At 71.0% G+C, this 23,693-nt stretch carries 26 protein-coding genes and 1 tRNA gene; 14 read left to right on the top strand and 13 right to left on the bottom strand.

What is annotated here, in order from left to right; all coding sequences use genetic code 11:
• Positions 1-577: 577 nt before the first annotated feature.
• Positions 578-1,162: a TIGR03086 family metal-binding protein gene (locus tag MED15_RS08910; protein WP_112698807.1), complete on the bottom strand. Its 585-nt coding sequence runs from the start codon at positions 1,160-1,162 to the stop codon at positions 578-580.
• A gap of 31 nt (positions 1,163-1,193) precedes the next feature.
• Here MED15_RS08910 and MED15_RS08905 point away from each other — a divergent pair, with 31 nt between their 5' ends.
• On the top strand, positions 1,194-2,021 hold the full coding sequence (locus MED15_RS08905) for a helix-turn-helix domain-containing protein (protein ID WP_112735309.1): 828 nt from the start codon (positions 1,194-1,196) through the stop codon (positions 2,019-2,021).
• 14 nt (positions 2,022-2,035) lie between these two features.
• Here the strand turns inward: MED15_RS08905 and MED15_RS08900 are convergent, their stop codons facing one another.
• Genes MED15_RS08900 through MED15_RS08875 form a run of 6 tightly spaced genes read right to left on the bottom strand, consistent with a single transcriptional unit; the run spans position 2,036 to position 7,633 of the window.
• Entirely contained in the window at positions 2,036-3,565 is a 1,530-nt protein-coding gene (locus MED15_RS08900; RefSeq protein ID WP_208646600.1) for a SpoIIE family protein phosphatase, read from the bottom strand.
• 13 nt (positions 3,566-3,578) lie between these two features.
• Positions 3,579-4,940 (bottom strand): sensor histidine kinase, encoded by a 1,362-nt coding sequence (locus tag MED15_RS08895; RefSeq protein ID WP_112698821.1) that lies wholly within the window; start codon positions 4,938-4,940, stop codon positions 3,579-3,581.
• Positions 4,937-5,950 carry a SpoIIE family protein phosphatase gene (locus MED15_RS08890; RefSeq protein ID WP_112603327.1) on the bottom strand — a complete coding sequence of 338 codons (1,014 nt, stop codon included), beginning with the start codon at positions 5,948-5,950 and terminating at the stop codon, positions 4,937-4,939. Before MED15_RS08890 ends, MED15_RS08895 begins: the two co-directional genes overlap by 4 nt.
• Complete coding sequence (locus MED15_RS08885) at positions 5,947-6,366, bottom strand: anti-sigma regulatory factor (RefSeq protein WP_091395782.1); 420 nt, start codon at positions 6,364-6,366, stop codon at positions 5,947-5,949. The genes MED15_RS08890 and MED15_RS08885 overlap by 4 nt, the downstream gene beginning before the upstream one ends.
• Positions 6,363-6,773 carry an STAS domain-containing protein gene (locus tag MED15_RS08880; protein WP_112586344.1) on the bottom strand — a complete coding sequence of 137 codons (411 nt, stop codon included), beginning with the start codon at positions 6,771-6,773 and terminating at the stop codon, positions 6,363-6,365. Before MED15_RS08880 ends, MED15_RS08885 begins: the two co-directional genes overlap by 4 nt.
• Complete coding sequence (locus tag MED15_RS08875) at positions 6,773-7,633, bottom strand: STAS domain-containing protein (protein ID WP_112586342.1); 861 nt, start codon at positions 7,631-7,633, stop codon at positions 6,773-6,775. The genes MED15_RS08880 and MED15_RS08875 overlap by 1 nt, the downstream gene beginning before the upstream one ends.
• Before the next feature lie 163 nt (positions 7,634-7,796).
• Between MED15_RS08875 and MED15_RS08870 the strand changes: the two genes are divergently transcribed.
• On the top strand, positions 7,797-8,153 hold the full coding sequence (locus MED15_RS08870; RefSeq protein ID WP_091395791.1) for an STAS domain-containing protein: 357 nt from the start codon (positions 7,797-7,799) through the stop codon (positions 8,151-8,153).
• A gap of 13 nt (positions 8,154-8,166) precedes the next feature.
• Here MED15_RS08870 and MED15_RS08865 read toward each other — a convergent pair whose 3' ends face one another.
• Positions 8,167-9,447, bottom strand: a complete 1,281-nt coding sequence (locus MED15_RS08865) for an MFS transporter (protein ID WP_112698803.1) — start codon at positions 9,445-9,447, stop codon at positions 8,167-8,169.
• A gap of 50 nt (positions 9,448-9,497) precedes the next feature.
• On the opposite strand from MED15_RS08865, the gene MED15_RS08860 reads away from it, so the two are divergent.
• From MED15_RS08860 to MED15_RS08840, 4 genes are all read left to right on the top strand, one after another.
• Positions 9,498-10,214, top strand: a complete 717-nt coding sequence (locus MED15_RS08860; RefSeq protein WP_112735306.1) for a FadR/GntR family transcriptional regulator — start codon at positions 9,498-9,500, stop codon at positions 10,212-10,214.
• A gap of 39 nt (positions 10,215-10,253) precedes the next feature.
• Entirely contained in the window at positions 10,254-10,727 is a 474-nt protein-coding gene (gene mscL / locus MED15_RS08855) for a large conductance mechanosensitive channel protein MscL (protein ID WP_112624633.1), read from the top strand.
• A gap of 81 nt (positions 10,728-10,808) precedes the next feature.
• Positions 10,809-11,060, top strand: coding sequence for a hypothetical protein (locus MED15_RS08850; RefSeq protein ID WP_030486188.1), 252 nt, complete (start codon positions 10,809-10,811; stop codon positions 11,058-11,060).
• A gap of 472 nt (positions 11,061-11,532) precedes the next feature.
• Positions 11,533-11,904, top strand: a complete 372-nt coding sequence (locus MED15_RS08840; RefSeq protein ID WP_091395802.1) for a hypothetical protein — start codon at positions 11,533-11,535, stop codon at positions 11,902-11,904.
• A gap of 67 nt (positions 11,905-11,971) precedes the next feature.
• Here MED15_RS08840 and MED15_RS08835 read toward each other — a convergent pair whose 3' ends face one another.
• Positions 11,972-13,237 carry a benzoate/H(+) symporter BenE family transporter gene (locus MED15_RS08835; RefSeq protein WP_112725787.1) on the bottom strand — a complete coding sequence of 422 codons (1,266 nt, stop codon included), beginning with the start codon at positions 13,235-13,237 and terminating at the stop codon, positions 11,972-11,974.
• 55 nt (positions 13,238-13,292) lie between these two features.
• Here MED15_RS08835 and MED15_RS08830 point away from each other — a divergent pair, with 55 nt between their 5' ends.
• From MED15_RS08830 to MED15_RS08800, 7 genes are all read left to right on the top strand, one after another.
• Entirely contained in the window at positions 13,293-13,850 is a 558-nt protein-coding gene (locus tag MED15_RS08830) for an XRE family transcriptional regulator (RefSeq protein WP_225855400.1), read from the top strand.
• Between the two features lie 115 nt (positions 13,851-13,965).
• Complete coding sequence (locus MED15_RS08825; protein WP_112586332.1) at positions 13,966-14,685, top strand: PP2C family protein-serine/threonine phosphatase; 720 nt, start codon at positions 13,966-13,968, stop codon at positions 14,683-14,685.
• Between the two features lie 102 nt (positions 14,686-14,787).
• On the top strand, positions 14,788-15,126 hold the full coding sequence (locus tag MED15_RS08820) for a PadR family transcriptional regulator (RefSeq protein ID WP_112586330.1): 339 nt from the start codon (positions 14,788-14,790) through the stop codon (positions 15,124-15,126).
• A complete protein-coding gene (locus MED15_RS08815) occupies positions 15,123-15,968 on the top strand; it encodes an ABC transporter ATP-binding protein (protein ID WP_112733778.1) in 846 nt (281 codons plus the stop codon). The genes MED15_RS08820 and MED15_RS08815 overlap by 4 nt, the downstream gene beginning before the upstream one ends.
• A complete protein-coding gene (locus MED15_RS08810; protein WP_112586327.1) occupies positions 15,965-16,657 on the top strand; it encodes a hypothetical protein in 693 nt (230 codons plus the stop codon). The genes MED15_RS08815 and MED15_RS08810 overlap by 4 nt, the downstream gene beginning before the upstream one ends.
• A gap of 68 nt (positions 16,658-16,725) precedes the next feature.
• Positions 16,726-17,916 (top strand): GNAT family N-acetyltransferase, encoded by a 1,191-nt coding sequence (locus MED15_RS08805; protein ID WP_112586325.1) that lies wholly within the window; start codon positions 16,726-16,728, stop codon positions 17,914-17,916.
• Between the two features lie 128 nt (positions 17,917-18,044).
• Positions 18,045-19,229, top strand: coding sequence for a hypothetical protein (locus MED15_RS08800; protein ID WP_112586323.1), 1,185 nt, complete (start codon positions 18,045-18,047; stop codon positions 19,227-19,229).
• Positions 19,230-19,335: 106 nt separating this feature from the next.
• Here MED15_RS08800 and MED15_RS08795 read toward each other — a convergent pair whose 3' ends face one another.
• Together MED15_RS08795 and MED15_RS08790 are read right to left on the bottom strand one after the other, a co-directional pair.
• Positions 19,336-20,418 (bottom strand): NAD-dependent epimerase/dehydratase family protein, encoded by a 1,083-nt coding sequence (locus MED15_RS08795; protein WP_112603257.1) that lies wholly within the window; start codon positions 20,416-20,418, stop codon positions 19,336-19,338.
• A gap of 147 nt (positions 20,419-20,565) precedes the next feature.
• The gene (locus MED15_RS08790) at positions 20,566-20,868 is read right to left on the bottom strand and encodes a hypothetical protein (RefSeq protein WP_112586319.1); all 303 of its coding nucleotides are present in this window, start codon (positions 20,866-20,868) and stop codon (positions 20,566-20,568) included.
• A 211-nt stretch (positions 20,869-21,079) separates the two neighbouring features.
• On the opposite strand from MED15_RS08790, the gene MED15_RS08785 reads away from it, so the two are divergent.
• A tRNA-Lys gene (locus MED15_RS08785) sits at positions 21,080-21,154 on the top strand.
• A gap of 338 nt (positions 21,155-21,492) precedes the next feature.
• On the opposite strand, the gene MED15_RS08775 is transcribed toward MED15_RS08785, so the two are convergent.
• Positions 21,493-22,377, bottom strand: coding sequence for a DUF1963 domain-containing protein (locus MED15_RS08775; RefSeq protein ID WP_112735304.1), 885 nt, complete (start codon positions 22,375-22,377; stop codon positions 21,493-21,495).
• 475 nt (positions 22,378-22,852) lie between these two features.
• Positions 22,853-23,578 (bottom strand): DUF4839 domain-containing protein, encoded by a 726-nt coding sequence (locus tag MED15_RS08770; protein ID WP_112603289.1) that lies wholly within the window; start codon positions 23,576-23,578, stop codon positions 22,853-22,855.
• Between the last annotated feature and the right edge of the window lie 115 nt (positions 23,579-23,693).

The following is a 23,693-nucleotide window of genomic DNA, read 5'->3' as shown; positions in this document are numbered from 1 at the left end:
ACGCATCAGCAATGACCTTGAGTAGACGACTCTCGCCATTCTTGGCTGCGCGAACACTGCTGTGGGTCCGGTTCGCCGGTCCGCCGACTGTTTGCTGAACGTCGGCGCATTAGCCCCGCATCTGTTGCGTACGTGGCCGGCGATGAGTTCAGCTCGGTCGAGTCTCGTCGGCGCCCCTGTGGTCATGCGGGCGCCACGCTGAACAGTTCCCGCCAGGTGAGCGCGGCCGGCCGTGCCTCTCGCCGCCCCGAACACGTCGCTGAGGGTGGCGGCCGGGTCGGCCTTGACCACCGTCAGCTCACGCAGCCGTGCGGTGTGCGCGGCCCGCTGGGCGATCAGGTACGACTGGGCCCGACCGACGTCGGCGACCAGCAGCGCCATCACGACCTTGGCGAAGAGGTGTGCTGGCCACGTACGGCATGGGCGGTTCCAGGTCAACACCCCACCCCACTCCCATCCACTCCCATCCCCGCCCCCGTCTCGATTCGGTTGATCAAGAAGTTTGCGTCACCGGCGCGCCGGAATCTGACGCGAACTTCTTGATCAGCGAGGGCCGGGGCAGGGGGTGGGGGTGGGGTTAGGGGGTTTGGGGCCAGGTGGGGGTGCGGCCGGTCTGGGTCAGCAGGTGGGCCAGGTCGGGGGCCAGGTCGGGGGTTGGAGTGGGGGCGGGCAGTGGGTCGGCGAAGACGCCCATCTTGCGGGCGGTGGGGCCCAACTGCTCCACCAGCGTGTGCAGTTCGGCCACCGCCTCCGGGGCCGGGTGGTACGGCTGGCCGGTGGCGACCGCGAGATCCCAGCCGTGCACTGTCAGGTCCAGCAGGGCCATACCGCCAATGGCGGACTGCGGCATGGGCATACGCGGTGACATGCCCTCCACGCTGGACGGGTCCGACCAGGCGGCGATCAACCGACCGGTCTCCACCTCGAAGCGGTCCCGCCAGCCGTCGCCCAGGTGGTCGGGCTTCTCGGCCCACTCCACCTGTCGTTTCTCGGCCAGGTCCTGAAAGTTGACCACCACCTGGAAGAGGTGGTTGAGCAGATCACGGACCAGGTAGTCCTGGCACGGCGTGGGCAGGTCCAGTTGGTCGTCGGAGATACCCCGTACGACATCGACGGTTCGCGGCGCGGCGGCCGCCAGCAGCTCGCTAGTCTGAGTGGACATAGGGCCAGCGTATGAGGGTGGTCTTGAACAAATGCGACAGCGACCGCGTGGCGACAGCCGGGGAATTCTCGACCCCGGGCGTCTGCTGCGCGAGGTGCGCTTCCGTCGACACCTGCCGGCGGAATCGCTGCGCCAGTGGGTCGAGCACTACTGGTTGATCGACTGGGTGTTGAGCGCGCCGTTCGAGCAACGGGTCGTGCCGCACCCGGCGGTCAACGTGGTGTTCCGGCGGGACGACGACGGGCCCGAGTCCGGCGAGGTGGCCGGGGTGGGCCGCGACCTGTTCCGGATCACGCTCAGCGGCACCGGCAGGGTGTCCGGGGTGCAGTTCCGCCCCGGCGGCTTCCACCCGTTCTGGCGGCGTGCGGTCAGTGAGCTGACCGGCCGCAGGGTGCCGTTGCCCGCCGGCCGGCTGACCCCCCCGGACGCCCCGGTGGGCGAGGGCACGTTCCCGGGAGCAGCCACCTCGGCGACCAGCGACGACGAGCGCTGCCGGGCGCTGGACACCCTCCTCACCTCCTGGCAGCCGGAGCCGGACCCGACGGCCGAGGAGGCCGTCCGCCTGGCCGAGGCGATCCGTACCGACCGGACGGTGCTGCGCGTCGACGACTTCGCCGCGCGGCACGACGTTCCGGTCCGCCGGTTGCAGCGGCTCTTCCTGGAGTACGTGGGGGTCGGGCCGAAGTGGGTGATCCGCCGCTACCGGCTCCAGGAGGCGGTCGAACAGGCCGCCGGTGGCCCGCTCAGCTGGGCTGACCTCGCCGCCGACCTCGGCTACAGCGACCAGGCCCACCTGGTCCGTGACTTCACAGCCGTGGCCGGGGTGTCCCCCGCCGCGTACGCCCGCTCAGTGAGCTGAGGAGAGCTGACAGATCAGCGACGCCGCAGGACGACCACGGCGACGTCGTCCTGGATCTCCGGTGGAGCCAGTTCCACCAGCAGTCGGGCGCAGAACTGGTCCAGGTCACCGTCGACAGTCGCGGCGACCCTGGCCAGCGCGGCCAGCCCCTCGTCGATGGAGGCGTCCCGTCGCTCGATCAGCCCGTCGGTGTAGAAGACCAGCGTGGCCCCTGCCGGGACCACGAACTCCAGATCGGCAGGGCGCGGGGCGCGGATGCCGAGCAGCGGCGCGGAGTGCTGCACGAACTCGACCTTGCCATCCATGATCATCAGCGGCGGAAGGTGCCCGGCACTGGCCAACCGGACGTGTCCGGTCGGCGGGTGCATCAGCAGTACGCAGAGCGTCGCCACCTCGTTCGGCAGCAGCGTCCGCATCAGCTCGTTGACCCGGTGCAGGATCTCGCCGGGCTGGTGGCCCTCGACCGCGTACGCCCGCACCGCGTGCCGCAGCTCGGCCATCACGGTCGCCGCGTGCAGCGAGTGGCCGGCGACGTCCCCGATCGCGAGCAGCAGATGCCCGTCGAGCATCACCAGCTCGTAGAAGTCGCCGCCCACCTCGGTCCGCGCGCTGGCCGGCTCGTAGCGCACCGCGAGGTCCAGGCCGGCCACGGTGGGCAGCCCACGCGGGAGCAGGCTGCGTTGGAGGGTGACAGCGATCCGGTGCTCCTCGTCGAAGGAGCGCTGCCCCTCCACGGCCGCCGCCACCGCCTGAGCCAGCTGCTTGAGCACCGGGGTCCGCGCGGTCTGGGTGGCGGTCGGGACCACCACGTACAGCGGGGCCCGGTCCTCGCGCAGTCGGGCGGCGGCGACTGTCACAGTGTCGTCCGCCGGCCAGTCGACGAGCGCCCAGTTCGCCGGGGTCTCCACCCGGACTGTGGCACCGGTGGGCACCCCGCTGTCGTCGACGACCCACGGCACCACGGCGGCCACCGCGCCGGGCCCGACGCAGACACCCGCGAGGCAGTCACCGTCGAAGGTTTCGGCGATCACCGCCGCCGGACTCTTGAAGATCTGGGCGGCGCCCTCGGCAGCGGCCTCCAGCAGGCGCGCGAACGTCGGCGCCGCATGCACCGCGACGGTCGTGTCGGCCAACCCGAGCAGCCGCTCGGCGAGCAGTTCAGCGCGCTGGCGGGCCTGGTAGTAGCGCAGCACCGCCCGGGTGGTGGCGATCAGCTCCTCGGGCTCGATCGGCTCGGTCAGGTACGCGTCAGCGCCCCGGGTCAGCCCCTGGGCGCGGTCGGCCACGTCCACAGCGTGCGCCGACACGTGGATCACCGGCATCGCCGGGTGCCGCGCCTTGATCTGTTCGCAGACCTCGTAGCCGCTCAGGTCGGGCAACCGGACGTCAAGGACCACCAGATCGATCCGGTCCACCTCGACCCGAGCCAACGCATCGGCGCCGTTCTCGGCCTCCAGCACTGTGAACCCGGCCCGGGTCAGCCAGCTGACCAGCAGGTAACGCTTGGTACGACTGTCGTCGACCACCAGGATGGTTGTCGGCATGGCGTCCACGCCGTCACGCCCCGCCGGTGGGTAGGGAGACGGTGAATGTGCTGCCCTCGCCCGGCGCGCTGGCCAGCTCCAGTGTCCCGCCGAGCAGCGTCACCAACCGCCGGGCGTACGGCAGACCGAGGCCGGTGCCGCCGACCCGGGTGGCTCCGGGGATCTGGTAGAACTCCTCGAAGATCCGGTCGTGCAGCTCGGGAGCGATGCCCGGCCCGGTGTCGCTGACCTCGAACTGCCAACGGTCGCCGTTCTGGTTGGCCCGCAGCCGCACCTCGCCGCGCTCGGTGAACTTCAACCCGTTGTGCAGCAGGTTGCGCAGCACCTGGCCGAGCAGCACCTCGTCGGTGCGCAGCAGGGCCGGCCCGGTGGGCTCCTCCACGACCAGCTCCACCCCCGGTCGGGTGGCCAGCGCGCGCAGGGTGCCGCGCAGTTGACCGAAGACCGGCCGCAGGTCGACCTCGGCCAGCTCCGGCTCGATCCGGCCGGACTCCGCCTTGGCCAGGTCGAGGAGTTCGTTGACCAGGTTGAGCAGGTCCGCCGCCGAGGAGCGGATCAGATCGACCTGGCGGCCCTGCTCGTCGGTGAGCGGGTCGGAGGCGGAGTCGGTGAGCAGCCGCCCCAGACCGATGATCGCGGTGACCGGGGCGCGCAGCTCGTGGCTCACGTTGGCCAGGAACCGGCTCTTCGACTCACTCGCCGCGCGAAGCTGGGCCGACTTCTCGTCCAGCTCGGCGTAGAGGGCCACGACGCCCCGGTTGGTCTCCTCCAACTCCTCGGTGAGCTGGTTGTAGAGCGCCAGCACGCCGCGGTTGGTCTCGGCCAGCTCCTCGTTCAGCACGGCCAGCTCGTCGCGCTGACTGCGCACCTCGTCGAGTGCAGAGATGAGCTGCCCGTTCTGCACTGTCAACTCGTCCAGCGCACTGCCCGGCGCGGTGCGGCCGAGTTCGGTACGGAACTCGGCGAGCCGCTCCGGGGTCGGCGTCGGCGCGTTGGCCGGGACTCGTCGGGACATCCGTACGACCGTAACCCCCTCGACGGTCAACACGCTCAGTGTGTCGACCAGTCGGGACACCGCGCCGGACTGCGGTTCGTAGCGATCGTCGGGCAGCGGGGACACCGGGGCCAGGTCGGCGCGCAGGTGGAACCGACCGTCGGCACCCGCGTCGACGTGGAAGGAGACGTCCGCTCCCCCGGTCGTCCGCAGCAGGTCCCGGGCGACCTCGCTGAGCGCGGTGGCGATCCGCACCTGGTCCTGGTGTTCGAGGCCGACCACAGCGGCCACCTCGCGCCCCCGCTGACGGATCACGAAGATGTCCTGCTCGACCCGCAGTGCCATCTGGAGCAGCGGCAGCGCGGCCGGCTCCCCGATCATGCCCACGACCTCGCGACCAGTACGCAGGCGTCGTCACGTCGCACACCCGCGTCACGGAGCAGGGTCGCCGCCATGACCAGCGGAGATCGCTCCGCCAGGCCCGGGTAGTCGGTCATCCGCCACCGGTCGACCACCCCGTCGCTGTGCATCACCAGCCGGGCGCCGGGACCGAACGGGTAGTCGTACTCTCGGATCGTCGGCCGCTGGTGGCCGGCGATGCCGGGCAGCGACACCAGCCCTCGACGGCGGCCGTCACCCTCGACGACCATGCCGGCGATGTTGCCCAGGCCGGCGTAGTGCAGCACCCCGGCCTCCGGCAGCAGCTCGCCGACGGCGAGCGCGGCGCCCCGGGTGTGCGACATGCTCCGGTGCAGGTGACCGACCACCATCGCCGGTGGGCCGGCCGGGGCGTCGCGGAACGCGGCCAGCGCGGCGTCGGTGGCGGCCCCGGCCAACGGGCCGTGCCCCAACCCGTCACTGACCAGCACCTGGTGCCGCCCGTCGACGACCCGCACGGCGTAGCCGTCGCCGCTGATCGTCTCGCCGGTCAGCGGACGGGTGAGGGCGCCGGCCCAGGACGGCCGTGCCGCCTCGGCCGGCCAGACCTGCACGGCGAGGACGGTGCCCCGGCCGGGCAGCGAGTATCCGTCGAACCAGCTGGCCTGCCGGACGATGGCACCCAGACCGATGCCGAGTGTGCCGGTGGTGGAGTGCCCGTCCTGGGACGAGACGGTCAGGTCGGCCATGCCCGGCCCGGAGTCGATGGCCACCAACTCCACCCCGGCCTGCCCGGCGCGGCGTACCGGCCGGAGCAGCAGGACGCCCTCGTCGGCGTGCTTGACCAGGTTGCTGGTCAGCTCGGCCGCGACGATGGCCAGGTCGGCGATGCGCGCCTCGCCCATTTCCACCTGTGCGCCGAGGCGTTCGGCGGCCCGCCGGACGGCGCTCGCCGCGCTGCTGGCCTCCACCCGGAACCAGATGCCACTGTCGGTGACCGCGTCGCCGTTCACCTGGACCACTTGGTGACCGTGATCCGCGTCCCGGTCTCCGCCGACGTCTCGATCTGGAACTCGTCGACGAGGCGTCGCGACCCGCTGAGCCCGAGGCCGAGGCCGCCGCCGCTGGTGTAGCCGTCGGTCATGGCCAGGTCGAGGTCCGCGATGCCCGGCCCGGAGTCGGCGAACACGATCTGCACGCCCTTGCGTCGGCCGTTGTCCACGACCGTCACCTCGACCGAACCGCCGCCGCCGTACACCAGGGTGTTGCGGGCCAACTCGCTCGCCGCGGTGACCACCTTGGTCTGGTCGACGAGGGACAGCTTGCTGGCCACCGCCACGGCGCGGACCAACTGCCGGACGCGCACCACGTCCTCATCGCTCCGGACCGACTGCGCCTGTGGCTGGCCCAGGTCGATGCCCGCGGTCACGGCGTGGCCGTCTCGGCGTCCGGATCGTCGTCGAGCTGGTAGTCGAGCTCGTCGGCGTGGGCCGCCGCGATCAGCTCCATGCCGCGCTCCACGTTCAGCGCGGTACGGATGCCGTTCAGTGACAGCCCGAGTTCGACAAGGGTGATGGCGACGGCCGGACGCATCCCGACCACCACCGTTTCCGCGTCCAGCACCTTGGAGATCGAGGCGATGGTGGAGAGCATCCGCCCGACGAAGGAGTCGACGATGTCCAGTGCCGTGATGTCAATGATGACGCCGTGGCAGCCGGTCGCGACGATCCGCTCGGCCAGGTCCTCCTGGAGCTGGACCGCCGTCTGGTCGGACATGTCGAGCTGGATGGAGACGAGCAGGATGTCACCGATCTTGAGGATCGGAACCCTCTCCATCAGGCGTCCCGGCGCGGCTGGCGGCGGGCGGTCTCCACCCCGTTGAGCCGCAGCACGTGGCGCAGCGCGTCGGCGAGGCTCGCCTTGGTGGCGATGTCGCCGAACTCGATGCCGAGCGCGACGATGGTCTGCGCGATCTGCGGACGGATGCCGGAGATGATGCAGTCGGCGCCCATCAGCCGGGCGGCCACCACGGTCTTCAGGATGTGCTGGGCGACCTGGGTGTCCACCGCCGGTACGCCGGTGATGTCGATGATCGCGTACGGCGAGCTGGTGTCGACAAGGGTCTGCAGCAGCCGCTCCATGACGACCTGGGCCCGGGCCGAGTCGAGGGTGCCGACCAGCGGGACGGCGACGACGCCCTCCCAGAGCTTGACCACCGGCGTGGAGAGCTCGAGCAACTGCTCGGCCTGATCGGCGATCAGGCTCTCCCGGGTGCGGACGAAGCTCTCGAAGGTGAACAAGCCCATCTCGTCGACCAGCTTCGAGAAGGCGACGTAGTCCTGCAGCGCGTTCGGGCCGCCGCTCTCCTGCACCAGCTCGGCCAGCACGTCCTTCAGAGCGAAGATGCTGACAGTGGTCTCGGTGGCGGAGAAGCCCTGCCGGGCCCGGCCACGGGACAGCTCGGAGAGCGCGGCGCGCAGTTCGGCGGCGCTGTCGGCGGACAGGTCGATGATGCCCTGTTCGCCCGTGGAGACGATGGCGCGATGCAGGTCCTGAACCTGTCGGCGCAGCTCCGCCTGGCTCAGCCGGCCTCGCAACGAACTGGTGACGATCTCGGTCCACCGAGTCGTGACCCGTTCGTCCTGCCCGCTCAGCAGCGCGGCGAACCGACCACTTTCTTCGGTGCTCAACGCCATTTCGAACCCCCTTGACCTGGACCGGGCGGACTCTATCACCGGGGCCTGACCAACTACTTGCCCCGTAGCAACGGAATGATGATGGCCACCGGATCAGGGCTCCCGTTCTACCTCCGACCGTGGTCGTGGGATACCGTTCCCCCGATAACAGGAGGTCTGGCGAATGTCGTTGACGGTGCACACGGAACAACGCGGCGACGTGGTCGTCGTGGCGGTCGCGGGCGAGCTGGACATGGCCACTGCACCGCAGCTGCAGGACCAGATCACCGACCTGCTCGACAAGGGCCGCAACCGGCTGGTGTTCGACCTGGCGGACGTCTCGTTCTGCGACTCGACCGGTCTGTCGGTCTTCGTCCGCGCCAAGAACAGCTGCGACGAGGCTGGCGGCGTGGTCCGGCTGGCCGCCCCGCAGCGCGGCGTGCTGCGCATCCTTGAGGTGAGCGGGCTGGTCGAGGTGCTGCACACCTACCCGACGGTGGATGAGGCAGTCGCCGGCGAATCGACGCCGGCTTCCTCCTGACCGTCCGCGTGCGTCACTCGTCCTCGACGTAACGGGGACGAGCGATCGCCATGCCCGCCGTCGTCTGCACGGCAAGGGCACCCAGCAGGAATCCGATCGGCGCGGTCCAGCCGCCGGTGGCCTCGTAGAGGATGCCGACCATCAGCGGGCCGAGGGCGGCGATCACGTACCCGGTGCTCTGCGCGAACGCGGAGAGCGCGACAGTGCCCTCGGCGGTGCGGGCGCGTAGGCCGATGGCGGTCAGGATCATCGGGAACGCTCCCTGACCGATCGCCAGCAGGGCGACCCAGAGCAGCGCGGCGCCGTGCGGTGCGAGCGCCAACCCCAGGTAGGCCAGCGCCGACGCGGTGGTCAGCCCGAGCACCAGCGGTCGCAGGGTGCCCAGCCGACCGGCCAGGGTGGGCATCAGCAGCGCGATCGGCACGCCGAGCGCGGTCACCCCGGCGAGCAGCAGCCCGGCCGACTCCGGCTGGTAACCGGCGTCGCGGAACAGCTGGGCCAGCCAGCCCATGATCGCGTACCCGCTGAGCGACTGCGCCCCGAAGTAGACGGCCATCGCCCAGCCGAGCCGGGTCCGCGCCGGCCGGACCCGCGCCGGCGTGGCGACGACCGCCGTCGGGGTCGCCCGCCGCGCCGCGGCGCGGGTCCGCAGCGCCAGCGGCACCCACGGGAGTACGGCCACCGCGGCCATCGCGGCCCAGACGCCGAGCCCGGCCCGCCACGACCCGAAGGCGTGCGCGATCGGCACCGCGGAGGCGGCGGCCACCGTCGTGCCCACTGTCAACGCCATCGTGTACGCCCCGGTGACCAGGCCGGTGCGGTGTGGGAAGTGCTGCTTGACCAGCATCGGCAGCAGGATGTTGGCGACCGCGATGCCGGACAGCGCCAGCGCGCTGGTGAGCACGAAGATCAAGGCCGAGTCGGTGATTACCCGGAGCACCTGGCCCACGGCGAGGGCGAACATGGCGACCACCAGCACCCGGGCCGGCGCCACCCGGCGGACCAGCCACGGGGTGAGCGCGCCGAGGCCGGCGAACGCGATGGTCGGCAGGGTGGTGACCAGACCGGCGGTGACACCGGAGAGGCCCAGCCCGTCGCGAACCTCGTCGAGCAGTGCGCCGAGGCTCGTCACCACGGCGCGCAGGTTGAGTGCGACCAGCAGCATCCCGACCAGCACCAGCGCACCACCGGTCGCCGGGTGCGTCCGCCGGCCGGTGCCGGGGTCCCGCGTTGGGCGAGGGTCGACGGCAACGGGGGCGGGCAGTGCCGGAGCGGCGGTTGGTGGCGGGGTCATGACCCTTAACCTACAATCATGGGATGAATTTGGGACCGGTGATGTAACCAGTGCCACCGTCGGTTGATTTCCCCTCCGCCCCGCCGGCACCGCCCCGCGGCCAGCCCGCCGTGCCGCCCCGCGGCCACCGCGTCCGGCAGACCACCGAGCAACTCCGCGCCCGGATCCTCGGCGGCGAATGGCCCGTCGGCGGGCGCATCCCCACCGAGCCACAACTGGTCGCCGCGCTGGGCGTCGGGCGCAACACGGTCCGCGAGGCGGTCCGCGCCCTGGTGCACGCCGGGGTGCTGGAGTGCAGGCAGGGCTCCGGCACCTACGTGGTGTCCACCGACGAACTGGCACCGGTGGTCGCCCGCCGACTCGGCGACGACCGGATGACCGAGGTCATCGAGGTACGCCGCGCCTTCGAGGTGGAGGCCGCCCGGCTCGCCGCGTTGAGGCGTACCCCGGAGGACCTGGCGGCGCTCGACGACGCGCTCGCCCAGCGCGAGGCCGCCTGGCACGGCGGCCGGGTCGACGCGTTCGTCGAGGCCGACGCGGCACTGCACACGGCGGTGGTCGCCGCCGCGCACAACGCCATGCTCGCCGAGCTGTACGCCTCGGTGGGCACCGCCCTGCGCAGCACTGTCGCCCAGGCCATGGGCGGGGAGCTCACCCCCGAGCGCTACGTCGACCACACCCGGCTGGTCGAGGCGATCCGGGCCGGCGATCCCGGCCGGGCGGCGCTCGAAGCCGGCGCTTTTCTGGAACCCGCCGAACGGGCATAGGTTGTGCCCGACAGAAAAGCGGACACCTCGGGAGTACGAATGCTCAAGGGCTTCAAAGACTTCATCATGCGCGGCAACGTCGTCGACCTGGCGGTCGGTGTCGTCATCGGCGCCGCGTTCACGGGCGTGGTCACCCAGCTCACCAAGTCGTTCCTCGAACCACTGATCCGGGTCATCGTGCTGGTCATCACGGGCAGCGACAAGGGTCTGGCCGGCACGGCGCCCGAGTTCCGTGGCATCCCGTTCGACTGGATCGCCTTCGTCAACGCGGTGATCACCTTCCTGCTCACCGCGGCGGCGCTCTACTTCCTGGTCGTCTACCCGATGAACCGGCTGGCCGAGCGGCGCAAGCGGGGCGAGGAGCCGCCGCCCTCGGCGCCGAGCGAGGAGGTCAAGCTGCTCACCGAGATCCGGGACGCCCTGGTCTCCGCCGGTCACACCACCCCCGGCCAGCAGCGTGGGGCGCTCGACGACGTGCTGGGCCGCCGCCCGGAGCCGCCGACGCAGCGCTGACCCGAACGGATGCACATCGGCCCCTGTGGGATTCCCGCAGGGGCCGCACCTTCTCGTACGTGTGTTCGATAGAGTCCCGCCATGGAGCAGCGAAAGCACTGGTGGAACGGGAAGTGGGGGCGGCTGGCCCGGCGGGACGTCTTCCTGCGGGTGGACGCCGACCGGTGGCACGTCGAGCAGCGGGCCGGCGGCGCCGAGGGCATCTCCCGTTTCTACGAGTACGGCAGTGCGGACGAGGCCGAGGACACCGTCCGGGCGCTGCTCGACGGCCCGGACACCTGGCGGGAGCTGTCCCCCCGCCCGCCCGGCGGCTGGACCCTCCCGAACAGCTGAGCGGGCGGAACGCCGTCTGCGCGTGTGCCGTGCGCCGGTGGCGTGTGCGTGTGCCGCTGGCGTGTGCCGCGTGCCGCTGGCGTCGCGGTCCGTCGCCCGCCACGTTGCGCCGGCGGTGGTTGCGCCGGCTGTGGAGGCGGTACTGCTTCCGACGGTTATGACCCTGAGGCATAAATATGCCTCAGAGTCATAACGCTCTCCGGGCCATCGCCTCCCGGCCCAATCGCCTCCCGGCCCATCGCCTGCGGACCTGCCACCTCCCGGTCTGTCACCTCCCGACCCACCACCTTGCGGCTCACCGCCCGACCCACTTCCCGCCCACCTCCTCCGGACCTGCGCCTCCGGACCTGTCGCCTCCGAGCCGCTACCCCTGGGACGAGGTGCCGACCACACCGAGGCTGCGGCGGCCGCTGAGCGTCGGTCGGGCAGGCGGCGGCGTTTAGCGGCGCGCCGCCCCGGGAACCGCAGCGGGATGGACCAGCAGGACGAGCAGCAGGCGACCATCTCGCGGATCACCACCGGGATGCCGGTGATCGACTCAGCTGGCACCGAGGTCGGGACCGTGGACCTCGTCCAGCGGGGCGACCCGAACGCGGTGACCGTCCAGACACCGACCGCCGACCCGGGCAGCAGCCTGGACGAGCTGATCGAGGCGACCGCGGTCGAGGAGCCGGACGTCCCGGCCGATCTGGCGGCGCGGCTGCTGCACAGCGGCTATCTGAAGGTCTCGACCGACCTGACCCGCACCGGCGCGGTCTACGTACCGGCCGACCGGATCGGGTCGGTGGCGGACGGGCGGGTCCTCCTTGCCGTCGGGGTGGCCGACCTGCCGCCCGAGGAGTGACCCCACCTCCCTGATCGACTCGGGTTCACGGAAATCGGGGCATCCGGAGCCTCGGGACCGCCCGACTTCATGAAACCCGAGTGGATCTTCCCTGCGCGGCGGGGGCCGGCTGGTCGGGCGCGGCGGGCTGGTCCGGCGAGCCGGGCTGGTCGGGCGCGGCGGGCTGGTCGGGCGCGGCGGGCTGGCGGCGGTGGAAGAGCAGCAGCATCAGGCAGCCCGCGACCAGGCCCCAGAACGCGCCGCCCACGCCGATCAGCGTCACCCCGGACGCGGTGACCACGAAGGTGACCACGGCGGCCTCCCGGGTCGCCGGGTCGGTCACCGCCGAGGCCAGCGCGGTGGCGAGGGCGCCCAGTAGCGCCAGCCCGGCGACCGCCTCGATGAGAATCGGTGGGGCGACCGCCACCAGCGTGGTGGCCACGCCGGCGCCCAGGCCGAGCACGGCCAGCCCGGCGCCCGCGGTGACCGAGGCGATCCATCGGCGCTCCGGGTCGGGGTGCGCGTCGGGGCCGGCGGCCAGCGCGGCGGTGATCGCCGCGAGATTCACCGCGTGCCCGCCGGCCGGGGCGGCGAGCAGACTGGCCAGGCCGGTGGTCCGCAGCGCGGCGCCGAACGGCGGCCGGTAGCCGTAGCCGACCAGCACCGCCATGCCGGGTACGTTCTGCGCGGCCATGGTGACCAGGAACAGCGGCAGGGCCAACCCGACCAGTGCGGACGCGTTCCAGGCCGGTGCGGTGAGCGTGACCGACGGGATCAGCGCGGCACCGGTCAGGCCGGTCGGCGGTGCGGTCAGTGCGATCGCCGCCACGGCCACCACCAGCGCACCGGGCACTGCCCAGCGGCGGGCGAATCGGTGCAGCAGCAGCCAACCGACCACCACCGATCCGGCCACCACCGGCAGCTCGACCAGCGCGCGGACCGGGGCGGTGCACAGCGGCAGCAGCACCCCGGCGAGCATCGCGCCGGCCACCGGCTTGGGGATGGCGGCCACCGCACGGCCGAGCGGCGGGAACAACCCGGCCGCGACGATCAGCACACCGGAGACGAGGAAGGCGCCCACCGCTACCGGCCATCCGCCCGGCGGCGGCCCGGTCGCCACCAGCAGCGCCGCGCCCGGAGTGGACCAGGCCGCGCTCATCGGTATCCGGTACCGCCAGCCCAACCAGACGGCGACGAACCCACTCGCCACGCAGAGAGCGAGCAGGCCGGAGGCGGCCTGTGCGTCCGACGCGCCCGCCGCTCGGAGCCCGGCCAGCACGACTGTGAACGAACTGGCGAAGCCCACCAGCGCGGTCACCACCCCCGCCAGCACCGGTTGCACGCGTCCGGCCACCCCACCCTCCCGACTGTTCCGTTTACGGAACGGAAGCGTGTAGCACGATAGCCGGGTGCCGCACTCACCACCAGCCCGCCCGGGCCTCGACGTGGATCCCGCCGTCGTCGGGCGCCGGGTCCGCGCCCTGCGCGAGGAGCAGGGGATCTCGCTGTCCACACTCGCCCGGCTCGCCGGTGTCGGAAAGGCCACCCTCTCCGGCCTGGAACACGGCACCCGCAACCCGACCCTGGAGACGCTCTGGGCGGTCACCGCGCAGCTCGGCGTACCGTTCACCGCCTTGCTGGCCGAACCGGCGGCCGAGCCCACCGTGCACGGCACCGCGGTCACCGCCACCCTGCTGGAGGTGTTCACCGACACCGACGCGACCTACGAGCTGTACCGGATGCGGGTCGCGCCCGGCGTCACCCAGCTCTCCCCCGCCCACGCGCCGGGGGTCACCGAGCACGTCACCGTGTTCGCCGGGGTGCTGCGCGCCGGGCCGGCCGACGCACCGCTGACCGCTCCGGCCGGCGGTCACCTCCGCTGGGTATCGGACGTGCCACACAGCTACGCGGCGGTGGGTGACGAGGAGGTCGCCGCGAGCCTGCTCCTGCGCTATCCGCGTCGCTGAGACCCCGCCGATCGGTCACGGACCGTCGGCCCCGTCGACGAAAATCGCAATCATTTCTCGACCTAGGTAGGAGGCGTAGAGACGAATGCGGGTTGTTCTTGGCAAGCTTGACCCCATGACGCTGATCCTCCGCTCGGTCATCCTCAACGACATCGGCTTGGTGCGCACCAACAACGAGGACTCCGCCCTCGCCGGTGACCGCCTGATCGCCGTCGCCGACGGCATGGGTGGGCTGCCTGCGGGCGAGGTGGCGAGCGAGATCGTGATCCGGATCCTGGACGAGCTGGCTCCGCCCACCGACCCCGACGGCGCCGCCGACGCGCTGCGTGCCGTGGTCAGCACCGCCAACCAGCGCATCCACGCCGCCATCACCGTCGACCCGAGCCGGGACGGCATGGGTACGACGCTCACCGCGGCGCTGCTGGCCGGGGAGACACTGGTGCTGGCCCAGGTGGGCGACTCCCGCTGCTACCTGCTGCGCGAGGGGGAGCTGACCCAGCTCACCCGGGACGACACGTTCGTGCAGGCGCTTGTCGATCAGGGCACCCTCTCTCCCGAGCAGGCCCGCCACCACCCGCAGCGGTCCCTGGTGACCCGGGCCGTGCAGGGCGCCGACACCCCACCCGCGGTCGGGGTGCTCACCGTGGTTCCCGGTGACCGGCTGCTGCTGTGCAGCGACGGGCTCTCCGACTACGTCGAGGACGAGGCCATCGCCGCGGCCCTGGGCATGTACGCCGACCGCCAGCAGTGCGGCGAGCAGTTGGTGAAGCTGGCCCACCACGCCGGCGCGCCGGACAACGTCACAGTCGTGGTCTCCGACGTCGTCGCCCGCTGACCCGTACGACTCACTCGGCGGCTCACCCGAACCGACTGGTTCGGGTTCCGCTGCCACAGTAGGTGGTTGTGCCATCTAGCTTGCGCCGCTACTGTCCCACGCGTGGATTCCGACCGGCGCGGGCAGTGGCTGCGGGGGGTGCTCGACATCTGCGTCCTGGCCCTGCTGTCCAAAGGCGAGTCCTACGGCTACCAGCTCGCCCAGGCGCTCGACGCGGCGGGCGTCGGGCCGATCCAGGGCGGCACGCTCTATCCCGTACTGCTGCGCCTACAGAAGACCGGCCTGGTGACCGCGCAGTGGCGGGAGGGCAACGCTGGGCCGGCCCGTAAGTACTACCGGCTCACCGACGACGGGCACGCGGCGCTCCGCGCCGGCGGCAGCGCCTGGCTCACCTTCGTCCAGCCGGTGAACGACATCGTCACGAAGGGGGTCACCCGGTGAACGCCGACGATTGGCTGCGTACGCTCACAGCCGAGCTGCACCAGCGCCGGGTCGCGGCGGACGCCGCACGGCACGTGGTCGCCGAGGCCGCCACGCACCTACGCGAGGGCGGCGGCGACCCCTGGGTCGTCTTCGGCCCACCCCAGCAGTACGCGGGCGCGGTCGTGGAGAGCATCGGCACCGCGCCCGGACCGCGCCCCGGGCCGGTCCGACTGCACGCGGCGGGCATCACCAAGAGGTACGGGCGACGAACCGTGCTGCGCGACGCCACGCTGACCGTCCGGGCCGGACAGATCGCGGCCGTCGTCGGCGCGAACGGCTGCGGCAAGAGCACCTTCCTGCGGATCTGCGCCGGACTCATGTCACCGGACGCCGGCAAGGTGACCGTCTCCGGGCGGCTCGGCTACTGCCCGCAGTCCGGCGGCACCGCCGACTTCCTGCTCGCCGACGAGCACTTCGTGCTGGTCGGCGCCGGTCAGGGTGTGGCCCGGGGCCCGGCCCGCCGCGCCGGTCGGGCGGCGGCCCGGCAGCTCGGCTGGGAAGCGGGCGGCGATGTGCAGGCCCGCCACCTGTCCGGCGGCACCCGACAGAAGCTCAACCTGACCATGTCCACGCTCAGCGCCCCCGACGTGCTGCTGCTCGACGAGCCGTACCAGGGCTTCGACCAGGGCACGTACGTCAACTTCTGGGACCAGCTCAGCAGGTTGCGCGACGCCGGCACGGCCATCGTCGTGGTGACCCACCTGCTCAACCAACTCGACCGGGTGGACATCGTGCTCGACCTGACCCCGGCACACGAGACCGGGTGGCACGCGCCCGGCATCCAGGGAGGTCGCCCGTGAACCGGCTCGTCACCGTCGCCGAGATGACCCTGCGGGAGCTGCTGCGGCGTCGAGGCGTACTCCTGCTGTTGTTGTTGATGCCGTTGACCTTCTACCTGATCCGGCGGGACGCCTACCTCGGGCAGTCGGTTCGCTCGCTGCTGCTCGGCGTGGGGTGGGCGGTGAGCACCGCCGCACTGTTCGCCACGACCGCGGCCCGCGAGTTGGAGCCGAGGCTGCGGCTGGCCGGCTACCGTCCACACCATCTCTATCTCGGTCGGATGCTCGGCCTGTGGACGGTGGGGCTGGTCATCTCCGTACCCTTCTTCCTCCTCCCGATTATCGACGGCGCGGACCTGCGGTACGGCGGCCTCGCGGCGGCGCTGCTCTGTTCCGTCGCGGTGGCGGCGCCGTTCGGGATGCTGATCGGTGCGCTGCTGCCCCGCGAGTTGGAGGGCACGCTGCTGCTCCTGACAGTGGTGACAGTGCAGATGCTGATCGACCCGGCCGGGTCCGGGGCGAGGTTGACGCCGTTCTGGTCGAGCCGGGAGATCGCCACCTGGACAGTCGACAACACCGACCAGGGCTACCTCTCCCGTGGCCTGCTGCACGGGCTCGTCGTCACCGCCCTGCTGGCCCTGGGCGTGGCCGCGGTGGCCAGCGTCCGCCTGCGCCGCCGTCGCCACCTTCGGCACCTGCCGGTCGGCTGACCGCCGTGCCGGCCGCGGATCGGGCCAATCCGGTTGCTGCGACCCGCGCGACGGGTTGAGATGGGCGAATGACCATCCGCCGGGTGACCGACGACGACCGTCTCACCACCAGCTTCCCGCTGGCCGCGTACGCCTTCGAGTCCTCGCCGCTCAGCGCTGCCCGGACCGCTGAGTTCCGCGACTACCTGCCCTACAACCAGGGCAACCGGACGCTGATCGCCGAGGAGGACGGCACCACGTTGGCCGCCGTCTCGGCCATCCCGATGCGACAGAACCTGCGCGGGGTGGTGCTGCCGATGGCCGGTGTCGCCGGGGTGGCGACCCATCCGCTGGCCCGCCGGCAGGGGCACGTCCGGACGTTGCTGCACCAACTCCTCGACGAGATGCGCGACGAGGGCCACCCGCTCAGCGCGCTCTATCCGTTCCGGCCCAGCTTCTACGCCCGGTTCGGCTACGTCGGACTGCCCAAGCCGCGCCGGGTCACCTTCACTCCCGCCAACCTGGGTTCGCTGCTCCGGGTGGACCTGCCCGGCGAGGTCGGCTGGGAACGCGTCGCCGCCGGCTATCCGGCGTGGCGGGCGTTCACCGAGCGCAACCTCCAGGAACGACACGGCTTCGCGATCTTCCCGGACTACCGGGCGGTCGGAATGCGTGACCGTGACGAGTACTGGCTGCTCACCGCCCGGGTCGGCGGGGAGGTCACCGGCGCGGTGACGTACCGGATCGACGAGCACGGCGGCACGCTGCACGGCAACGAACTGCTGGTAACCGACCCGCTCGCGCGGGCGCTGCTGTTGCAGTTCTTCGCCCGGCACGTCGACCAGATCGAGCGGGTCACCGTTCAGGTTCCGCCGGACGAGTTGCCCGAGCTGTGGCTGACCGACCTGGACGTGCACGTCGAGGCCCGTACGGCCGTGCCGGGTTCGTCCGCGCCGATGGCCCGGCTGCTGTCGCTGGACGCGTTGAGCGGGCTGCCCGCCGGCCCGGGCCGGGTGCGGATCGAGCTGACCGGGGACCGCTGGTTGGCCGGCACCCACCTGCTCGACGGCACGACCGGCGCGCTGGAGTTGGTCGACGACACCACCGGCCGCGCGCCGACGGCCACGCTCACCGCCGCCGGGCTCTCCGCCCTCGCGTACGGGGTGCTGGACCCAGCCGAGTTGCCGCTACGCGGTCTGGGTGAGGTGCCGGTGGACGCCGCCTCGGAGCTGCGCGGCCTCTTCCCCCGCCGGGTGCCGTACCTCTTCGCCGACTTCTGAGCCCGATTTGCCGCCGGGGCCCCACCGCGCCGCAGCAGGCGGGCGGCGGGCGTGGCTTAGCGGTGCATTAAGCCGGCCCGGCGGATTCGTCGCGACGCCGTCGCGGCTCCTAGCATCACTGGGTGCGCATGACGTCGCTTGCCGCTCTCCTCGTCCTCGGTGTCGCCACCGCGACCCTGCCCGCCTGCGCGCCCAACGACCCGGCCCCCGCCTTCGAGGCCGGCTCGACCGCCTCGCCGACGGCGCTGCCGACCGGCGGTCAGAGCGAAGCGCCGGGTGCGCGGGACGGCCTCGGCGGCCCGGGGGCCAGCGCCAGCCCGAAGCCCGCCAACAAGGTGCTCGCCGCCGGCAACCCGAACGGCAGGGCCACAGTGCCGACCGAGGCGCGGGCGGTGGACACCTCGAAGCCGACCCGGACCATCGGCACCGGCACCCCGGCGAGCTGCACCTCCGCGGCGGTCGTGAAGGCCGTCGCGGCCGGCGGTGTCATCACGTTCAACTGCGGACCGGCCCCGGTGACGATCAAGATGGCCGCCACCGCGAAGGTCCGCAACGCCAACGGGCCGAAGATCGTGCTGGACGGCGGCGGCACTGTCACGCTGAGCGGCCAAGGGCAGCGCCGCATCCTCTACATGAACACCTGCGACGAGGCCCAGGGCTTCACCACCTCCCACTGCCAGAACCAGGATCACCCGCAGCTCACCGTGCAGAACCTCACCTTCGCCGACGGCAACTCCACCGGTGAGAAGGCCGAGGGCGGCGGCGGTGGGGCGATCTTCGTACGCGGCGGGCGGCTGAAGGTCGTCAACTCGCGCTTCGTCCGCAACCGCTGCGACCGCACCGGCCCCGACCTGGGTGGCGCGGCCGTCCGGGTGCTGAGCCAGTACGAGAACAAGCCGGTGTACGTGGTGGGCAGCACCTTCGACGGCGGTTCCTGCTCCAACGGAGGGGCGTTGAGCAGCATCGGCGTGTCGTGGGTGGTGCTGAACAGCCTGCTCAGGAACAACGAGGCGATCGGCAGCGGTGCCAACCCGGCCAAGTCCGGTACGCCCGGCGGCGGCAGCGGCGGCGCGATCTACTGCGACGGCAACGAGTTCACCGTACGGATCGCCGGCACGATCATCGAGAACAACACTGCCAACGAGGGTGGCGGCGCGGTCTTCTTCGTGAGCAACAACCGCACCGGCACGATGAGGATCGAAAACTCGACTCTGCGCCGCAACCCGAGCGCCAAGTTCGAGACCCGCGGCTTCCCCGGCATCTTCTTCCTGGGCGCCCGCAACCCCACGCTGACCAACTCCAAGCTCTCCTAACCAGGCCCCTGCCCCCCCGCTTGCGACCGCGCCGGTGATCAAGAGGTTTCGGTCATCGGGGCGGTGTTTCCTGACCGAACGCTCTTGATCAACAAGCTGGGGTGGGTCAGTAGGGATTTCCTTCGCCTGGGGGGCGGGCACGGAGGAGGGCGGCGGGGCGGCCGGGCAGGTCCCGTGCGCCGGACATCGGCGGGCTCGGCGTGTGGTCGCCGTCGGCCATCCCGGCGAAGAGTTCCTTGAGCGCCGTCAGCGCACTGATCTTGGGCTGCCAGCCCAGCTCGGTCTCCGCGCGCTCGCTGGACATCAGCGGGGCGTTCAGACCCAGCTCCACCCAGCCCACGTCGACCGGTTGCAGCCGCGCCCGCCAGGTCAGCGCCGCCGCCACCCGCAGCACCGGCGCGGCGACCGGCACCGTCCAACCATGAAAGTGCCGGGCCACCAGCTCCGGAGTGAGCACCGGGTCCGCGGCGACGTTGAAGGCACCGCGCGCATCACCCAACACCGCCCGGGCGTACGCGTCGGCCACGTCATCGGCGTGCACCGCCTGCATCCGCAACCGGCGGTTCGTCGGCACCAGCGGGATCCGGCCGTAGCGCAGCAGCCGCACCGGCGCCAACGGGCCGAGGAAGTAACGCGTGATCTCCGCACCCGCGGCCCGCTGGAAGATCAACCCGGGTCGCATCCGCACCACCCGCAGCGTCGGTTGATCCCGTTCGACCCCGTCCAGCAGCGCCTCCACCTCCGCCTTGTGCTCGCTGTACGACGAACCGGGCACACCGGTGGCCGGCCACCGCTCACTGATCGGGTGATCCTTCGGGCCGGGCGCGTAGGTGCCGACCGACGAGGCGTACACCAGGGCCGGAACACCGGCCTGGACCACCGCGTTGATCACCGCCCGGCTGCCCTCGACGTTGGTCCGGCGCAGCACCCGCTGGTCGTGGCTGGGCTGGATCTGCCAGGCCAGGTGCACCACGGCGTCCGCACCCGCGAACACCTCGGCAAGCTGCCCGGTCGCGCTCGGCGCGCCGATGTCGCAGGAGTGCCACTCCACCTGGTCGTACGGCTCGCCGGCATCCGGGCCGGGCAACCGTCGAACGACCCCGGCCAGCTCCACGCCCCGCTCCCGGCGCAGCCGCCGCAGCAGCGCCGTACCGACGTTGCCGCTCGCCCCCACCACCACGATCCGCATGCCCGACCCCGTACCCGCCCAGCAGCAGCTCAACCGCCCACCAGCGCGGCGGGGGCTTGCGGCGCGTGCGGCTTGATCCACTCGACTTCCTGAAAGTCGCGGCATCCGCGCGCGCAGAACACCCCGACTTCCGGGATCCCGAGTCGATCAAGGGCGAGGAGACTCCCGTACCCAGCCGTGCTTCTCCTTGCCCCGCCTACCGGCGGTGGCGGCCAGGCAGCGTGGACAGATCCAGCCCACGGCGTCCGCCTCAGTGAGCACGTCGGTACCCGAGTAGTCGAAGCGCACATGCGGGAAGCGACGCAGTCGGGTCCGGCTCAGTGCCAGGCCACAGACCGTCTGGTTCTGGCCGGGCAACCAGGCGTGCACCTCGCCACCCGGTTGGCGTACGCCATCGCGCCCGGCCTCCTCCCCGGAGGCCGCCACGGCCGGCAATCGGCTCGATCCCATGCCGGTCCTGGTTCCCCACCGACACACACCCATGCACCACAGCGCGAGGTCGCTTGGTTCACGTCCGATCACCGACCCAGCGCCCCGCACCCTCGACCGTGCCGCCGACAAGTCATGATCACGTGAGGGGGCAGCCGGCCGGCCGCAGCCATCGACGGCGGGCCGGAAGCCGAGAGCCGTCGCCGCTCACCGTCGGGTAACCTGAGCGCGCGGGCCGCTAGCTCAATGGCAGAGCTGTGGACTTTTAATCCATAGGTTCAGGGTTCGAGTCCCTGGCGGCCCACCACAGACCCCCTCTGAGCTGCAGAAACCCTAACGGAAGATCATCCGGCACACCCGGGGCACAACTGAGATCGGATATTGGCCGGCGGAAGGTTCCCGGTTGGCGTGCCTCAGCGCCTTCTGCACCTCTTGGGGCTCGACACCGTTGCGCATCAAACGTCGTAGCGAAGAAGTGGCGCAGGGAGTGGAAGGTGCCGTCCTTCGGCCATCCGGCGTGAGCAGTCAGGTGAAGCAGCGAAGCCACCCGAGTGAAGCCAGCGGCCGGGCTGCCGGCGATGTCGGGCTTCACTTGATCCGTTGCACATCAGCTTCACTTGACGGGGGACAGCCGCCGTCGGTGTTCTATGGGACCAACTCAGCCACGGAAAGTGCCTCGTCCAGACGACTAGCGGCCAGGTCGTCGTGGCGGATCACGAAACTCCCGTCGCTCCGGTAATAAAGCTCGTTGTCTACGGGAAAGCGGGCGAGCGACACCCACTCACTCGTCAGCCGGTGTGTCTCCTTCTCCACATGGGAATACCATTTCGCGACCGGGATGACGATCTCGCCGATCTTCTCGCGCCACGCGAGGGTCTGCTCCGCAATACTCTTGATTACTTCCTCGTCGGCGTACCCGCCGATATAGGCGCTGATGTACCCGTTGTCAGGCGGCCAGAGTTTGTCGGCCAGAGCACAGAGTTCGTCAAGGTGCGGCAGGTCACGCTCGAGGTCACGGGCCAACTGCTGCTGGAAGGGCGACAGGTCGTCCTCGTCCTCCTCGTCCTCGTCGTCCCTCCCGAACCAATCGGGGAACTCAGCGCGCAGCGTGGCGCCGACGTCGTACTGCTCGCCGACGAACGCGTCGTCGGTGGATCCTGTCGCCAGCTCGGTATCGGTACCGGTCGGCACATACACGACTCGCCCGAACCTTCGCTCCCCGGTGGCAGCGGCCTGCTCGTGGTTCAGGAAGAACAGCAGCGAGCCGTCTGCCGGCAGGCCGAAGCCGTCGATTCTTGGCAGCGCCGCACAGTCGACCGAGAAGATGAACGGCAACGGACTGACCCCGTCGGACGGCCAGTCCATGCCCACCGGCAGCCGGGGCAACCCACCGAACTGCCCGACCGGAACACCGCCGGATCCCCCGCTCAACCGGATCGACAAACGGAGGTGCTGGATGAACCGGCTGACCTCGTCGTCCGGGATGCCCAACGCGAGCGCTGCACGATGAAACTGCCCCTGATGATCCATAGCGCAACATCGTGCCACGAAGACAACACCAGAGGGCGAGCCCGGCGACCGGGTGCCCCACGGCCCGCACGCGCTGTCGTCGGCATCGCTGTCGCCAGCGAAGTGGACGCTCCTATGGCCTCAGTCCCAGTCACCTCGGCAAGATCCCCGGGCACAAGCGCCCGATCCCCGCAGCACGAGAGGGATTCAGGGTTCGAGTCCCTGGCGGCCCACTCTTATGCAGGTCAGCGGCCCATTGTGGGGCCGCTATTGCCGTGATCGGGGCCAGAACTGGGCATGCCGAAGACCTGCATCGCCACCAAGGGGTGAACGTTCAGGTCGGCCAGGACGGAGGTGCAGGTTCGACGGCCGCCGGTTGCGGGACCGACGCTGCGACGCAGCCGGAGTTCCGCGGATCAAGGTCCGGCCGTGACATGTCCGCCTAGATGATCACCGGGCAAACTGGTCCGGTAGTGACGCGGCTGGCCCATCTTGACTACCGGACTTCCGTCGAGACCGGGTCGAGGAGGAAGAGGCACTGGGCGGTTTTGAACTCGCCTATCTCGGCGACGAAGCGGAACTTGTCGCCTACGCCAACGGTGGCGGGGATCTGCTTGCCGGTTAGTTTCAGGTCAAGGATGTTGACGTCCTCGTACTTGAAGGCCGGGCCGGTCGTCGTGTTCGGGCCCTTGTCGCCTGGGCCCAGGAGGAAGTCGTAGCGGGTGTCGTAGTCACCGTGCGGTGCCATGTTCACGATCGAGCCGTTGAACGCGACCGTCTTGCCCTCGTACCTGGTCGCGAAGGCCACGTTCGCGTCGTCGCAATCGTCCGCCTTCAGCAGCGCGGCGAACTCCGGATTGTTCTGCGGCGTGATCACCTCAGTGGCAGCCGACACGACAGCGGTCGGAGCCGGCGTAGCAGACGGTTTCTCGCTCACAGCAGCCGTCGACTTGTCTGACTCGTGCTTCTTTTCGTCTTCGCCGCTGAGTGCCGAGGCGGCGCCGATGACGACGGCCAGGATCACGAGGACGGCGGCCGCCGCGCCGATCAGGAGCCACGGCTGCGGCTTCTTTGGCCGACGGAAGTTGACGGTGGAGCGAAGCGTGCCTGGTGCTTGTTGCACGAGCTCCCAGCCATCCTTCTGCATCTTCGAGATGACCCAGCCGTCGGTGCCGCGAACTGGCCGTACGGTCTTGTACTCGTACTTGATCTCGTCGGCCATGCGGCTCCGCGCCCCCTAAATGGACTGCTCACACCAACTGCCTGGCGCAGCATAGGGGACAGGCACAACTGACACCGGCTCTGTGTAACGCCGGGCTGATCGACGACGCCGGATG

Source organism: Micromonospora noduli, from assembly GCF_003264475.1.
Lineage (GTDB): Bacteria > Actinomycetota > Actinomycetes > Mycobacteriales > Micromonosporaceae > Micromonospora > Micromonospora noduli.
This window is presented reverse-complemented; position numbering and strand designations above follow the sequence as displayed.

What these genes read in the sequence shown, in the direction of transcription:
- MED15_RS08905 (WP_112735309.1), top strand. Translation starts at nt 1,194, where the DNA reads ATGCGACAGCGACCGCGTGGCGACAGCCGGGGAATTCTCGACCCCGGG.
- MED15_RS08775 (WP_112735304.1), bottom strand. Translation starts at nt 22,377, where the DNA reads ATGGATCATCAGGGGCAGTTTCATCGTGCAGCGCTCGCGTTGGGCATC.
- MED15_RS08795 (WP_112603257.1), bottom strand. Translation starts at nt 20,418, where the DNA reads ATGCGGATCGTGGTGGTGGGGGCGAGCGGCAACGTCGGTACGGCGCTG.
- MED15_RS08850 (WP_030486188.1), top strand. Translation starts at nt 10,809, where the DNA reads ATGGAGCAGCGAAAGCACTGGTGGAACGGGAAGTGGGGGCGGCTGGCC.
- mscL (WP_112624633.1), top strand. Translation starts at nt 10,254, where the DNA reads ATGCTCAAGGGCTTCAAAGACTTCATCATGCGCGGCAACGTCGTCGAC.
- MED15_RS08880 (WP_112586344.1), bottom strand. Translation starts at nt 6,773, where the DNA reads ATGGAGAGGGTTCCGATCCTCAAGATCGGTGACATCCTGCTCGTCTCC.
- MED15_RS08840 (WP_091395802.1), top strand. Translation starts at nt 11,533, where the DNA reads ATGGACCAGCAGGACGAGCAGCAGGCGACCATCTCGCGGATCACCACC.
- MED15_RS08895 (WP_112698821.1), bottom strand. Translation starts at nt 4,940, where the DNA reads ATGATCGGGGAGCCGGCCGCGCTGCCGCTGCTCCAGATGGCACTGCGG.
- MED15_RS08910 (WP_112698807.1), bottom strand. Translation starts at nt 1,162, where the DNA reads ATGTCCACTCAGACTAGCGAGCTGCTGGCGGCCGCCGCGCCGCGAACC.
- MED15_RS08800 (WP_112586323.1), top strand. Translation starts at nt 18,045, where the DNA reads ATGACGTCGCTTGCCGCTCTCCTCGTCCTCGGTGTCGCCACCGCGACC.
- MED15_RS08790 (WP_112586319.1), bottom strand. Translation starts at nt 20,868, where the DNA reads ATGGGATCGAGCCGATTGCCGGCCGTGGCGGCCTCCGGGGAGGAGGCC.
- MED15_RS08825 (WP_112586332.1), top strand. Translation starts at nt 13,966, where the DNA reads ATGACGCTGATCCTCCGCTCGGTCATCCTCAACGACATCGGCTTGGTG.
- MED15_RS08770 (WP_112603289.1), bottom strand. Translation starts at nt 23,578, where the DNA reads ATGGCCGACGAGATCAAGTACGAGTACAAGACCGTACGGCCAGTTCGC.
- MED15_RS08870 (WP_091395791.1), top strand. Translation starts at nt 7,797, where the DNA reads ATGTCGTTGACGGTGCACACGGAACAACGCGGCGACGTGGTCGTCGTG.
- MED15_RS08805 (WP_112586325.1), top strand. Translation starts at nt 16,726, where the DNA reads ATGACCATCCGCCGGGTGACCGACGACGACCGTCTCACCACCAGCTTC.
- MED15_RS08875 (WP_112586342.1), bottom strand. Translation starts at nt 7,633, where the DNA reads ATGGCGTTGAGCACCGAAGAAAGTGGTCGGTTCGCCGCGCTGCTGAGC.
- MED15_RS08865 (WP_112698803.1), bottom strand. Translation starts at nt 9,447, where the DNA reads ATGACCCCGCCACCAACCGCCGCTCCGGCACTGCCCGCCCCCGTTGCC.
- MED15_RS08900 (WP_208646600.1), bottom strand. Translation starts at nt 3,565, where the DNA reads ATGCCGACAACCATCCTGGTGGTCGACGACAGTCGTACCAAGCGTTAC.